This is a genomic window from Burkholderia pseudomultivorans, assembly GCF_902499075.1.
Classification (GTDB): Bacteria; Pseudomonadota; Gammaproteobacteria; order Burkholderiales; family Burkholderiaceae; genus Burkholderia; species Burkholderia pseudomultivorans.
On sequence record NZ_CABVPP010000043.1, the window covers coordinates 1 to 13408 of the forward strand.

The window sequence follows — 13408 nt, forward strand, 5'->3', positions numbered from 1 at the left end:
GCCCACTGGGGGCGAGCCGATCTAGCATCGTCCGACATGATGTCGCTGGAGACAACCCGGACGATTTGGCGAGCGCGAGCGGATCCACGTCGCCGGACTGCATCCATCGGGATGTACACGCATGTGCTGGATCGTTGGGGCATTTTCTACGACCAACCCATCGTCCTGAATGAGCGGCAGGCAGGTGCAGCAATCGAGGGCGTCGTCCGGCAAAACGCTACCAAGGACATCGCTCAGCTCGCTGTCGATACCCACGGCTACACCGATTTCGCGATGGGAGTGTCCCGGGCACTTGGCTTTGATTTATGCCCTCGCCTGTCACACCTTCGTGACAGACGTCTACACGTGCCTCGCAGTCAGGCGATACCGGCGCGGCTCGCAGGGGTCACGGATCGGGACGTCCGACTCGGTCTCATCGTTGACGTGTGGGACGAATTCGTGAGGATCGCCGCATCGATTCGCTCTGGTCAATGCACGGCTGTCGAAGCGATTGCCAGATTCGGATCAGCTGCTCGAGGGCAGGCTGTGTACGATGGCGGCGTTCAGATCGGCCGCTTATTCAGAAGTATCTTTTTGATCGACTACTTCACCAATGCCTCTTTCCGGTCGGAGTTGCAACATGCCCTGAATCGGGGAGAAGCGGTGCATACCGTGCAACGCGCAATTCACATCGGTCGCATTCCGGTGGAGCTAGCTCGGCGCCAAGAATCTCTCGCGGCAGTGTCATCGGCGTTGACCCTGCTCTCGAACATCTTGATGGCTTGGAACACCACCCACATGCAACGAGCCCTGGAGAACATCGAAGCTCGCCGAGGGCAACCGATCGCGACCGAGCAACTCCGGCGAATCGCCCCCACTCATATCGAGGGCATCAACTTGCGCGGCACCTTCAATTTTCCCGTGTCACTGTACGCAAAGCGGATCTTACCGAGCATCGCGGCCGACAACCCCATTCCGTCAACCAGTCGGAGCGCCTAACGACGGGGTGTACTGGCGCCGCCGGTCGAGGGACCGCTCATCTTCAACGCGGTCACGTCTGGAGATGCCTTCTGCTTCGTTAGCGAAGGGTAGACACTAACCCATTGTTTTGTTGGAATCATTTTTTGGGGCCACAAGGCAAAGCCTTGCCAGGCTTAAAGGCGTCTAACCGGAAAAGCGCATAGAAATCAAAGGACCCCTAGAAGCGCTGCGTATGCGCCGCGATCGCATCGTACGGCGCTATTCGCACTTTTAGTAAGTTTGAGTGAGGGAAATAATGACCTTCCGCGTGATCGAAATTCCGTTCTTCCAACTCGATGCCGACAGGCCAGAGTCGCAGACCAATGCAGCGATCGAGGCGCTAAATTCTGCGATCGCGCGTGACGGCCTTGACGTCCTGTCGGTCGAGACGGTCACGGTTCCGCGGTTCTTGTGGCTTGGAACTAAGGTGGTCGGTATCCGTGCATGGTGTCGGACACAATAGCGCGGTTCTATCGAAATCACCGATAAAATAGATTTATGTCAACTTAATTCCGTATCCGAAATGAGCTTCAGATTGTACTTAAGGATGCCTCAAGTATTGTGTGTCAATCTGGTCTATCGGAGATGGCTACGATTACTCACATCGCGCCAAAAATTATTTGCATCGTCCACGCCGAGTGCCAGCAGCCGCGGCATTGACTGCGGTCCCCCCCAATCTTGTTGGCCCTCCCGGCTACGACTCTCGTTTGACCCGGTTCAACATCGGGTTATTTTTTTGACTACTCGCGATGTTTCATGTGTGGCCCTGCGGGGCACGGCTGCATGTAAACACGTCCGCGAACGAAGCGATTGAGCGGCGAAATTATCGTTCGATCGTGAATACCTCACCGGATGACAGAGCGATGGTATGTACGTCGCGTCAATGATGCAAGTACAACGAACGTGCCGACGCGTGGCTCTGGACTGCTGCCCCCGAGTCAGATCCCGACGGCTGCGCGGGCCCATATCCGGACGCATCCGCGTGCCTCGATTCCGAAGACCGGATGCGTGCCTCGGCTTGCTGGATCGACCGCGGATAATGGATGTCCTTTCTGGCTGGGTTATAGCCGGCTTGCTCGATCTGTACGAGCTGCGCACGAACTTCCGCCCTGGTCAAGGCGCCACTCGACTGACCTGCCGAGGCAAACATGGGAGCGATGCCCATGGCCAATATGATGGTACCGATAGCGAATTTCATGATTTCAACCTCCAATGAACAGGGTCGGCATCCAAGGAAGCCTCTTCTGCCGTAATGCCAGCATGCCCCGCTCAACATGAAGGCAATGTTAACTGCGCGTCCTTGAGCGCATTAGACATGACGCCGCCAGGTCCGAAGTTAGCCGATCGACACGGAACGACTGAAATCATGACGGCGCGTGCGTTCAGGAAGCGCTGCGCATTGCCTACCCTGCCCGAGAAGCAACGGCGAACCTCATACCATGGATGCCGAATCAAGCCGATGCGGGCAACACGACACGAACGCCCAACCCCTTTCCGTCGAGCCCATCGATATACATGAACCTACCCCCAAGTTTGGTCACGATGCGCGAAACGATGGATAGCCCCAGTCCGCTGCCGCTTTCTTCATGGTCCGCACCGCGAAAGAAGCGATCCTGTAATCGAGACAAATCTTCGTCCGAGACGCCGTGCCCGTCGTCCTGTACCTGGAGGCCGATGGCGCCGGCATCGCGCCACGACGCGATTTCGACGCGCCCCTGCTCGCGCCCGTACTTGATCGCGTTATCGACGAGGTTGTCCAGCAAGACACGCACCAACGTCGATGGCACATGTGCGATGACTGGTCCGTCGACACGCGAATTCAGCGCAATCCTCTTGCGATCCGCGCGCGCCTGGTGGTCGTCGATACAGGCTTGCACGATGCGCGCGATATCGATGTCCTCGCCAGGCATCGGTACCGTCTCGTCGAGTCGTGCCAGTGCAAGCAACTGGTCCGCAAGATGCGTACTTCGGTCGACGCCCTCGACGACTCGTTGCATGGCGCGCCGCTGACGGTCAGGATCGCGCGCCGTGAGCGCGACCTGTGCCTGAACCTTGAGCGCGGCGAGTGGGGTCTTGAGCTCGTGTGCGGCGTCGCTCGTAAACGCACGCTCGCGATCGAGAGAGCCGCGCAGACGTTGCAGCAATGTGTTAAGTGCGGCGACCAACGGCCGCACTTCGTCAGGGGTGCCATTCGTGCCGATTGCGTCCAGGCTGTCGGGCGAACGTGCCTCGATCGCCTCGGACAGCGTCCGCAGAGGTGTCAGGCTGCGTCCGATCGCCAGCCAGATCAACACCGCCAACACGGGCAACGCGAATGCGAGCGGCCGTGCGACGCGGCGCGCTACTTCCGCGGACAAGTCGGATCGGTGCGTGCGTTGCTCGAAGATACGCACGGTGCGGCCGCGCGCGGCATCGGTCAGCACATACGCGTGCCACTTCGGATTGCCGAACCGGGCCGGGCTCGATGCGGCAGCGGGAAACACCGGTAGATCGAGCGAGTCAAGCCCCGGACTGGCGGCCAGGATGCGTCCGCCGGCGTCGCTGACCTGGTACAGCATCCGCGGCGCCGCATCATTGTCGCCGTCGTCGTCTTCCGACGAACCGAGCGCGATGTCCGCAAAAACCGGGAGATCGGAGGCATCGAGCGCGGTCAGCCCCCTGGCAATTTGCTCGATGCGGGTTTCGTCCCATTCCTCCGCTTCGTGAATCGCCTGGCGGTAGCTCGACACCAGCGAGTACGCCCAGACCACCACGACTCCCGACAACACGAGCAAGGTGAGTCGTTGCCGGATCGAGCGCATCACGATGCCTTCTCCACCACGTATCCGACACCGCGGATTGTCCGGATCAGATCGGTGCCCAATTTCTTGCGCAGATTCGACACATGCACATCGATCGCATTGCTTTCGATTTCTTCGTTCCAGCCATAGAGGCTGTCCTGGAGCTGCGCACGTGAGAGCGGGCGGCCCTGATTCGCCATCAATTCGACCAGCAACGCGCATTCGCGCGATGTCAGGGCGATTCGCTCGGAACCTCTCGTCACGGTCATCAACGCGGGGTCGACCGTCAGGTCGCCATATTCGATCGTGTCGGTGCCGCGGCCTTGCGAACGGCGCACGAGCGCCCGGCAGCGGGCGATCAGCTCGATCAGGTCGAACGGCTTGCCGAGATAATCGTCGGCACCCGCGCTCAAACCGCTCACGCGGTCGGCCACCGTATCGCGCGCGGTCATGACGAGCACCGGTGTATGGTCGCGGCGCTTGCGGAGCCAGTCCAGCAATTCAACCCCCGACATGCGGGGCAGACCGAGATCGAGCACGACGAGATCATACGGCGTGGTTTCGAGCGCGAGCTGGGCCTGCCTGCCGTCATGCGCCCAGTCGACCGTCATGCCTGCATCGATCAGGCCGTCTTCCACCCCGCTTCCGATCAGCTTGTCGTCTTCCACGAGTAGCACCCGCATGGCGTCGTGTTCCTGTCAGTTCCGGACATGCCGTCCCTTGCCGCACGATAACCGCTGGAACGGGCGGTCATCAAGACGGGCGCAGATAATTTCGGTCCTTAAGAATTCGTTAACGTCCGCACCATAAGGTCGCGTCACCGATATTCGCAACCGAATTATGACCATGAACAGTCCGTTGCTCCGACTCCGATTCTGCGCAGCGCTGGCCGTGCTGCTTTCCGTGGCCGCCGCGCCGGCCTGCGCCGGCGAGATCAAGACGCTGATGCGGGACATGAAGCACGCGATGCAAGGTGCGGCGAACAGCCAGACGATTCCCGAAATGAAAGCCTATATGGGCCAGCTCGAAAGCGATGCGCAACGGGCTAGCCGCCAGAAGTATCGTGATGACCAGCCGACCTATGACGAAGGGATGCGCACCTTGCAGGGTCAACTGGCCGAAGTCGACCATGCGATCCAGGCCAACGATCTGTCAGCCGCCAAGCAGGCGCTACGACGAATCAACGGCACGAAGAAGCACTATCACGATCTGCTCGGCTGACTGCGGCCGACCACGCTTTTGCCACGGAAACGATATTCCCGTCATGAAAATTGTCACCCGCTATCCACTGTCGATAAGCATGCTGCACTGGCTGCTGGCCATCGCGCTGATCGGCAACTTGATCGTTGGCCTGCTGCTGGACGACAACGAGGATCTCGTCGGTCTGCACAAGTCGATCGGCATCGTCATTCTCGGCCTTGTACTGGTTCGTCTCGGGAATCGGGTCCGAAAGCGACGCGTGTTGCCGCCGTCGATCAATCCAGCCGGCACGGCGGCCCGCCTCGTCGAACGCACAGTTCACCGCCTGCTTTATGTGCTGATGCTTGTCATCCCGCTGCTCGGATGGATGAAGACGAACGCCGCCGGGCATACGGCCAGTTGCTTCGGATTCTTTTCGTTGCCAACGCTAGCGCCGAAAAGTCGTGCCCTGTCGCAGTGGCTAGGCGAACTGCACGCACTGACGGCATATGGACTTGCCGCATTGGTCGGCGTCCATATACTCGGGGCACTGGCGCATCGGGTGATCCGGACGGAGAACATTCTTCCCCGCATCTTGCCGTGGTCGACGTGCGCCGGCCAGCATGAAACTCAAGCGGAGGATATCGGCTAAAGCCAGCAATGTAGCTTACGGCGACCAGGCAACTCCGGTCTCGTGGCTGCAAGGATAAGTGCAACGCCTTCACCGACGGAGAGCCTGCGTCGAGCAATTCTCTAGAGGCTCAAAGCAACCGTGGCCCTCCCATGCGACGTCAATCCGGCTCGCGCTCTACGCACAGTCGCTGCTTCTCGTCCTACGCATCCGAATGCAATACGCCCGTGTGATCTTCTACACCCTTGACGCCGGGGATTCCCTCTGCCGCGACGCGCATCGCTTGCACCTCGTTCGGTGCCCAGGCATAGTACCCCCACAGATGGACAACTCCGTTCTTGACGATCACGTTTCGGCCGGGAAAGCTCCACTTTCGGCCTGCGATCTCGGCCAACAACATCCCTCGAATCTCGCGGTCACTGAGGATCTGTTGCAGGTTCGGCGCTGACGGCGAAATCGCGAGTGCCTGAACCAGATTGGCGCGGCTCACGATCCCCACCACCTCATTGCCGCGCACGACAGGAACGCGTCTGATGTGCAGCTTTTCGAGAATACGGGCCACCTCGTCGATCGGCGTCATCTCCTGAACAGTGACGACGTGCTTCGTCATGACATCCTTGACGAGATGCGCATGCGTTTTCACATAGGCGGCGGCATCGTCGCTGCGGGCAGTCAGCAGTTCCATCCACCAGGCGCGATGTGGCCTGTCCGTTTCGATCTCCACGCGTCGCACCAGGTCCGACTGGCTGATCATCCCGACCAACCGTCCATTCGCGTCGATCACGGGCGCGCCACTTATTCCATTCTCGACGAGAAGCGCCGCCGTTTGCTGAACGCTCATATCCGGTTTCACGGAAACGACCGAGGGTGTCATGACGTCAATGGCGTGCATTGTCAGCCTCCTCGCACCTGTTTCAGTCATGTGCCAATAGCCGGCGCTTGTCTGCGTTTCCAATATCGAGATTAGGTGACGAGCGCACCGGCTCGTTGATGTGCGTCAATCTGGCTTGCACGGCGCACATTGCCGGGTATCGGTGGAGTTTTGGCGTGAACAACCCCATCCCCACTCCCACCTCTCAGCCAGCTCGGCGACAGGCCCCTTGATCACGATCAATCGTCGACAGGATGCATCGCGGTAAATATTGGCTCGTGGCTTTTGCCAGTGACGCGGACTCGTACGGCGATGACCGGTGCACGGGTGCCCCCCAACAGCGACGAAAACCGATGAATACCGCCACGATCGCCAATGTCTCCAGCCCGCAGCTTCCCGGAAGCGTCGTCGCGGTGCGCGGCGCCGTCGTCGATCTCGCGTTCCCGGCAGGGACACTACCCCCGGTGGACACCGCGATCTCGATCGAAGTCGATGGCGGCGGTTCGATCGTTGCGGAAGTACAAGCCCACCTCGATGAGAGGACCGTGCGGGCACTGGCTATGCAGTCGACCAGCGGATTGCCCAGAGGCGCGTCGGCGCAAGCGTCATGTCAGCCGATCGCGGTTCCGGTCGGCAATGCCGTACTCGGTCGACTGATCGACGTGATGGGCACGCCGGGCGATCGGGGCGAACCGCTTCCGGTCGATGTGCAGCGCCGCCCCATCCATCAAACGCCGCCTGCATTGTCCTCACAGGACAGCGCAATGGGCATCTTCGCGACCGGCATCAAGGTCGTCGATCTCCTTGCCCCTCTCGCGCGGGGCGGCAAGGCGGCGATGTTCGGCGGTGCCGGCGTGGGCAAGACGGTCCTCGTCATGGAGTTGATTCATGCGATGGTCGAGCGATACAAGGGAATCTCGGTGTTCGCCGGCGTCGGGGAGCGGTCGCGAGAAGGCCACGAACTGCTGGTGGACATGCAGCATTCCGGTGTGCTGCCGAAGACCGTGCTCGTGTATGGTCAGATGAACGAGCCCCCGGGAGCGCGCTGGCGCGTTCCGCTGACCGCCCTGACTGTGGCCGAGTACTTTCGCGACGAGCAGCACCAGAACGTGCTGCTCCTGATGGACAACGTATTCCGCTTCGTCCAGGCCGGCGCCGAAGTGTCGGGATTGCTCGGCAGACTCCCGTCACGCGTCGGCTATCAGCCGACGCTCGCCACCGAAGTGGCGGCGTTGCAGGAGCGCATCGTATCCGTCGGCGGCGTCTCGATCACGGCGATCGAGGCCGTCTACGTTCCGGCGGACGATTTCACGGACCCTGCAGTCACGACCATCGCCGCGCACGTCGACAGCATGGTCGTTCTGTCCCGCACAATGGCCGCCGAAGGCATGTATCCGGCGATCGATCCGATCACCTCGTCGTCGATCCTGCTCGATCCGCTGGTGGTTGGCGCCGAACACGTTCAGATCGCAACGGATGTACGGCGCACGATCGAGCACTACCGGGAACTGCAGGATGTCATCTCGCTGCTCGGCATCGAGGAACTGGGAGCGGATGACCGCAGGATCGTCGGCCGGGCCCGCCGTCTGCAGCGGTTTCTGACCCAGCCGTTCGCCGTCACCGAAGCGTTCACGGGTGTGCCCGGCCGCTCCGTCGCGGTTGACGACACGATTGCAGGATGCCGCGCGATTCTGGACGGCGAATGCGACGCTTGGCGGGAACAATCGCTGTACATGCTCGGGACGCTGGACGAAGCACGCGAGCGGGAGCGGGAAACGTCATGAGCACGGCGCTTCACATGACCATCGCGACGCCCGCCGGGATGCTGGTCGACGCACCTGATGTCCTTGCCTTCCGTGCGGAGGATGCGACCGGCAGTTTCGGTGTTCTGCCCGGACATGCGGATTTTCTCACCGTGCTGTCGCCCTGCGTCATGCGTTGGCGCACCGCGGATGGCACGCGCAGGTTTTGCACCGTAAGCGGTGGCGTGTTGCGAGTCGTCAACGGAAAAGACATCAATATCGCGTGTCGTGACGGCGAACTCGGGGACGCGCTTGAGACGCTCGAAACCCGCGTCCGGGGAGCCCGCGAATCTCGAACCGATGCGGCCCGCCGAGTGCGGGTCGAGCAAACGCGCCTCAATGCCCAGGCGATCCGGCAGGTGCTGAAGTACTTGCGCCCCGGCACTCCGGCTGCGGCCGGACATGCGGATGGCACGAATGAAGGCAACGGTCATGGCCGGTAATTCACGAAAACCCGCTCCTGCCCCGCGCGACCAGGACGTGAAAGCGCCCAAGCCCGTCGCGGGGGTACTCGAGCAAACCACGCAACGCGCCGTCCGGAGAGACCGGCAGGCGCGCGATGTACCGGAGCCGACACTGGGCTCCAGACTGGGGCAGATCGGCATGCTTGGCTGGATGATCGTGATTCCGGCCTTGCTGGCACTCTGGGCGGGCCATTGGCTCGACCGACATTTTCATACCGGCGTGTTTTTCTCCGCGCCGTTACTGATGCTGGGCGCTGCATTCGGTTTGTGGTCCGCGTGGCGCTGGATGCATCGCCAGGGCCCAGGGAGCTGAAACGTGGTGCCGGTCCATTCATTGTCGATTCCCCTCCAGATGGCTGCCGGTGGCGTGACCGGTGGCGTCGTCGGGTTCGCCTATTTTGCGTCGCTACTCGCTAATGTGCGCTGGTACGTCAGGGATGCAATCAGCATCGCCATAATCGTGCATCTCGTTCGTTTCGGCACGCTCGCCCTGGTGCTGTTCGGTCTGGCGCATATCGGATACGTTGCGTTGCTGAGCGGCCTCGCCGGCATCATGCTCGCTCGCCGCGCGATGATCCGCTTGCCGGGAGGTTCGTCATGATGCATTCACCGCTCATGACCGAACCGCTGCTTCGCATCGGGGCGATTCCAGTGTCGACGCCGGTCGCAACCACCTGGGCCCTGATGGCGCTCGTCGCCGTCACCGCGGCCGCGATGCGCAGGCGACTGTCGTTGACCCCGGGCAAACTCGAGACGGCGGTGGAACTGTTCGTCTCCGCGCTCGACAGCCAGCTGCAGGACACGATGCAAATCGACCCCGCACGTTGCCGCGCCTTGCTTGGAACGTTGTTCCTGTTCATCCTGACTTCCAATTGGTCCGGCTTGATTCCCGGCGTCGAACCGCCTACCGCTCATCTCGAAACTGATGCGGCCCTCGCAGCCGTCGTGTTCGCGTCGACGGTGTTTTACGGCGTCCACGAACGCGGGCTCGCCCGCTATCTCGCCTCGTTCGCTCAACCGACCTGGATCATGATTCCGCTCAATCTGGTCGAACAGATAACCCGTACCTTTTCACTGGTCGTGCGCCTGTTCGGCAACGTCATGAGCGGCGTGTTCGTGATCGGTATCGTGCTGTCGCTCGCGGGTCTTCTAGTGCCGATCCCGCTCATGGCGCTCGATCTGCTGACAGGTGCGGTTCAGGCGTACATCTTCACGGTACTCGCGGCGGTGTTCATCGGCGCTGCGCTCGGCGACGAGCGCGCAGCCACGCCGCATCCACGGCAAGGAGCATCATGAGCAACTGGATTCAGCTGGTGAGCATCGTCGCGGCAGCCCTTGCCGTTTCATTCGGCGCGATTGGGCCGGCGCTGGCCGAAGGTCGCGCCGTCGCGGCCGCGATGGACGCGCTGGCGCGTCAGCCGGAATCGGCAGGCACGATTTCGCGGACGTTGTTTGTCGGTCTGGCCATGATCGAAACCATGGCGATCTACTGTCTCGTGGTCGCCCTGCTCGTTCTGTTCGCCAATCCGTTTATCAAGTAGGCGTTAGCCATGCGAATCGACTGGTGGACACTCGGCTTCCAGACGATCAACGTCCTCGTCCTGATCTGGCTGCTGTCGCGCTTGCTGTTCAAGCCGGTCGCCAAGATCATGGCGGATCGTCAGCAGGCCGCCGCACGCCTCCTGCAAGAGGCGTCGGCTGCCCGCGATGCAGCGCGGCAGGATCGCGACAAAGCCGCAAGGGAAAGCGCCGCGCAGGATGCAGAGCGTCTTGATCGATTGAGTGCGGTGGCGTCGGAGGCTGAGCGCCTCAAGGCGACCCTGCTCGCCGATGCGCACGCCGAGGCCGATATGCTCAGAAAGACGGCTGAGGCTGAAGCTGCGGCAATGAAGGACGACGCGCTGCGTGCCAATGCCGAGCGGGCCGGCCAGTTTGCCGTCGACATCGCGGCGCGGTTGCTTGCGACGCTCCCGTCGAGCACGCTGGTAGAGGGATTCATTGCTCCGCTCGCCGACGCAGTCCGTGCCCTGCCCGCGGAGGACCGCGCTTGCCTCGGCCGCGAAGGCGAAACGTTGCGCTTGATAGCCCCGCGCACGTTGAACGACGACGAACTGGCTCATTGCCGCTCGATGCTCGCGACAGCATCGGGCCACACCCTCTGCATTCGAACCGAAGTCGATCCCACCCTGATCGCGGGACTCGAGCTCGTCGCACCTCACCTGATCGTGCGAAACAGTTTTCGACATAGCCTGGAATCCCTGAGAAGCGGACTCATCTCCCGTGGCGACGAACGACGTGCATAACGACTCCGACGACGCATGGCTGACGGACGGCAGAGCCGTGCTGGCGTCGCTGAATCTTGCGCCGCAGGCGGAATCGGTTGGGCGCGTGGAGCATATCGCTGACGGCATCGCACAGGTTAGCGGCCTCCCGCATGTTCGCCTGAACGAGCTGTTGCAGTTCGGGGACGGACAGTACGGCTTCGCGCTCAAGCTGGACGTCGACACGCTAAGTTGCGTGCTGCTCGACGACAGCAGCGGCATTGCCGCTGGCACGCGCGTATCCGGCACCGGCTGCGTGGTTGAGGTTCCGGTAGGTCCGGACCTGCTCGGACGCGTCGTCGACCCACTCGGGAGGCCGCTCGATCGCGGACAGCCGCCGAAATGCAAGCTATCCCTCCCGATCGAACGCGCCGCACCGTCGATCATCGAACGCGCACCGGTCTCTCAACCGGTCGAAACGGGCATTCTCCTGATCGACGCGCTTTTCGCGATCGGCCGCGGGCAGCGCGAACTGATCATCGGCGATCGCGCAACGGGCAAGACGTCCATCGCGGTCGACGCGATCGTCAACCAGAAACATTCCGACATGATCTGCGTCTACGTGGCGATCGGTCAGCGGGCCACCGCGGTCGAGCGCGTGATCGATGCGGTTCGGCTGCACGGTGCACCGGAACGCTGCATCTTCGTCGTCGCTTCGGCGGCAGATCCGCCCGGCCTGCAATGGATTGCCCCATTTGCAGCGTTCAGCATCGCGGAGTACTTCAGGGATCGGGGCGAGCATGCGCTCGTCGTCATCGACGACCTGACCAAGCATGCCGCCACCCATCGGGAACTGGCATTGCTTGCACGAGATCCGCCGGGGCGCGAAGCGTATCCGGGCGACATCTTCTATCTGCACGCCCGTCTGCTGGAGCGTGCCGCCAAGCTATCCGTGGAACGCTGCGGCGGCTCGTTGACCGCGCTCCCCATTGCGGAAACCGACGCCGGAAACCTGGCGGCATACATTCCGACCAATCTGATCTCGATTACCGACGGCCAGATCGTGCTGGATGCACACTTGTTCGCCGCCAACCAGCGCCCCGCGATCGATGTCGGACTCAGCATCAGCCGGGTTGGCGGCAAGGCACAACTGCCGGCATTGAGAGCCGCCTCGGGAAGGTTGCGGCTCGACTATGCACAGTTTCTCGAGCTCGAGATGTTCACGCGCTTCGGCGGTCTCGGCGACACGAGGATCAAGGCGCAAATCGCTCGTGGAGAGCGTATTCGGACATTGATTTCGCAGCCGCGATTTGCGCCGCTACGCCCGGTTGGCGAGATTGCGTTGCTGTTTGCGCTGGCCGACGGTGTATTCGATGCGTGTGCACTGTCGACGATCGCTGCCGTGCGAGTCGCGCTTCCCGCCCGTCTAGATTCGACCGGCATCGCGACAAGATTGGGGCCAATCCTCCTTGCCGGCGGAAAAGTGTCATCCGACGACCGAACGGCGCTTGTTCGCATTGTCCACGACCTCATTCCGCAGTCCGCGGAAATCAGGAGCGGTCGATGAGCAATCGGCTCGACGAAGTCCAGAATCGATTGGGTACGGTCCGCGAACTGGGATCCGTGGTAAGTGCGATGCGCGGTATCGCAGCGACACGGACGCGAGAAGCGCTCTCCCGCCTGCCGGGCATCCGGGCTTGCGCCGACCTGATCGGCCTTGCGATCGCGGACGCAATGGGCATTGCCGCCCAATGCCCATCAGAAAACCGAGAGCCGCCCGTTCCGGCCGACACTCACGTCTTTATCGTCATCGGCGCGGAGCACGGCTTCGTGGGCATTTACAACCAACGCGTGTTCCAGTCGATTTGTGCGCCTGCGAATGTTGCCGTCGAGTACTTCGTCGTAGGTGATCGTGCAAGAGCCGCTGCCGACGCGCTCAATCTGCCGGTCACCTGGTCGTCGGAAATGATCGGTCACGCCGATATGGTGTCCGATCTCGCAGCCAGGATCATCGATGCGCTTTACGGCTGCCTGCGTCACGGTAACGCCTCGCACGTCACGCTCGTCCACGGAGCGCCGCAAGCGGCTGGCGAATCGGCTGTACAGTCGACTTCGCTGCTGCCGTTCGATTTCCGGCGGTTCGAACCGGCCAGACGGCCCTTCCCGCCTGTCGTCACGCTCCCGATACAACAACTGCAGGAAAGACTGGCCGAGGAATACGTCTACACCCAGGTATGCGAGGCCATCATTCTGTCGTTCGCCGCGGAGAACGAAGCGAGAATGCGCGCGATGATCGCGGCGAAACGCAATATCGACGACACAGCGCAGCGGCTGAACCGGGACTATCACCGCTTGAGGCAGGAACAGATCACTGCCGAAATCGTCGAATTGTCGACCGTCGAGGGGACGCCCGCTTCATGA

General features: G+C 61.8%; 16 protein-coding genes. 12 read left to right on the top strand and 4 right to left on the bottom strand.

The annotated features are described in order from the left end of the window. On the top strand, nt 1-978 hold a 978-nt coding region (locus tag BST28156_RS23845; RefSeq protein ID WP_146122722.1), incomplete at its 5' end, for a Tn3 family transposase. A 901-nt stretch (nt 979-1879) separates the two neighbouring features. On the opposite strand, the gene BST28156_RS23850 is transcribed toward BST28156_RS23845, so the two are convergent. From BST28156_RS23850 to BST28156_RS23860, 3 genes are all read right to left on the bottom strand, one after another. Next, on the bottom strand, nt 1880-2275 hold the full coding sequence (locus BST28156_RS23850; RefSeq protein WP_308507342.1) for a DUF4148 domain-containing protein: 396 nt from the start codon (nt 2273-2275) through the stop codon (nt 1880-1882). A gap of 175 nt (nt 2276-2450) precedes the next feature. Next, complete coding sequence (locus BST28156_RS23855; RefSeq protein WP_038442219.1) at nt 2451-3800, bottom strand: ATP-binding protein; 1350 nt, start codon at nt 3798-3800, stop codon at nt 2451-2453. After that, nucleotides 3800-4462, bottom strand: a complete 663-nt coding sequence (locus BST28156_RS23860) for a response regulator transcription factor (protein WP_038442218.1) — start codon at nt 4460-4462, stop codon at nt 3800-3802. The genes BST28156_RS23855 and BST28156_RS23860 overlap by 1 nt, the downstream gene beginning before the upstream one ends. 163 nt (nt 4463-4625) lie before the next feature. Between BST28156_RS23860 and BST28156_RS23865 the strand changes: the two genes are divergently transcribed. Together BST28156_RS23865 and BST28156_RS23870 are read left to right on the top strand one after the other, a co-directional pair. Then, nucleotides 4626-5000: a cytochrome b562 gene (locus BST28156_RS23865; protein WP_038442217.1), complete on the top strand. Its 375-nt coding sequence runs from the start codon at nt 4626-4628 to the stop codon at nt 4998-5000. A 43-nt stretch (nt 5001-5043) separates the two neighbouring features. Beyond that, nucleotides 5044-5610 (top strand): cytochrome b, encoded by a 567-nt coding sequence (locus BST28156_RS23870; RefSeq protein WP_038442216.1) that lies wholly within the window; start codon nt 5044-5046, stop codon nt 5608-5610. Between the two features lie 181 nt (nt 5611-5791). On the opposite strand, the gene BST28156_RS23875 is transcribed toward BST28156_RS23870, so the two are convergent. Further along, the gene (locus tag BST28156_RS23875; RefSeq protein ID WP_038442414.1) at nt 5792-6481 is read right to left on the bottom strand and encodes a CBS domain-containing protein; all 690 of its coding nucleotides are present in this window, start codon (nt 6479-6481) and stop codon (nt 5792-5794) included. A 332-nt stretch (nt 6482-6813) separates the two neighbouring features. On the opposite strand from BST28156_RS23875, the gene atpD reads away from it, so the two are divergent. From atpD to BST28156_RS23920, 9 genes are read left to right on the top strand one after another with little or no spacing between them, the layout of a single operon-like run. Beyond that, nucleotides 6814-8244, top strand: a complete 1431-nt coding sequence (gene atpD, locus BST28156_RS23880; protein WP_038442215.1) for a F0F1 ATP synthase subunit beta — start codon at nt 6814-6816, stop codon at nt 8242-8244. Beyond that, the gene (locus BST28156_RS23885; protein WP_048803583.1) at nt 8241-8705 is read left to right on the top strand and encodes a F0F1 ATP synthase subunit epsilon; all 465 of its coding nucleotides are present in this window, start codon (nt 8241-8243) and stop codon (nt 8703-8705) included. The genes atpD and BST28156_RS23885 overlap by 4 nt, the downstream gene beginning before the upstream one ends. After that, nucleotides 8680-9039 carry an AtpZ/AtpI family protein gene (locus tag BST28156_RS35205; protein WP_230942999.1) on the top strand — a complete coding sequence of 120 codons (360 nt, stop codon included), beginning with the start codon at nt 8680-8682 and terminating at the stop codon, nt 9037-9039. Before BST28156_RS23885 ends, BST28156_RS35205 begins: the two co-directional genes overlap by 26 nt. Before the next feature lie 3 nt (nt 9040-9042). Beyond that, nucleotides 9043-9327, top strand: a complete 285-nt coding sequence (locus BST28156_RS23895) for an N-ATPase subunit AtpR (RefSeq protein ID WP_038442213.1) — start codon at nt 9043-9045, stop codon at nt 9325-9327. Then, nucleotides 9324-10022 (top strand): F0F1 ATP synthase subunit A, encoded by a 699-nt coding sequence (locus BST28156_RS23900; RefSeq protein ID WP_038442211.1) that lies wholly within the window; start codon nt 9324-9326, stop codon nt 10020-10022. The genes BST28156_RS23895 and BST28156_RS23900 overlap by 4 nt, the downstream gene beginning before the upstream one ends. Further along, nucleotides 10019-10267 (top strand): F0F1 ATP synthase subunit C, encoded by a 249-nt coding sequence (locus BST28156_RS23905; protein ID WP_038442209.1) that lies wholly within the window; start codon nt 10019-10021, stop codon nt 10265-10267. The genes BST28156_RS23900 and BST28156_RS23905 overlap by 4 nt, the downstream gene beginning before the upstream one ends. A gap of 9 nt (nt 10268-10276) precedes the next feature. Continuing rightward, complete coding sequence (locus BST28156_RS23910) at nt 10277-11029, top strand: F0F1 ATP synthase subunit B family protein (protein WP_038442207.1); 753 nt, start codon at nt 10277-10279, stop codon at nt 11027-11029. Continuing rightward, nucleotides 11007-12554, top strand: a complete 1548-nt coding sequence (locus BST28156_RS23915) for a F0F1 ATP synthase subunit alpha (RefSeq protein ID WP_080746447.1) — start codon at nt 11007-11009, stop codon at nt 12552-12554. Before BST28156_RS23910 ends, BST28156_RS23915 begins: the two co-directional genes overlap by 23 nt. Continuing rightward, nucleotides 12551-13408 carry a F0F1 ATP synthase subunit gamma gene (locus BST28156_RS23920; RefSeq protein ID WP_038442205.1) on the top strand — a complete coding sequence of 286 codons (858 nt, stop codon included), beginning with the start codon at nt 12551-12553 and terminating at the stop codon, nt 13406-13408. Before BST28156_RS23915 ends, BST28156_RS23920 begins: the two co-directional genes overlap by 4 nt.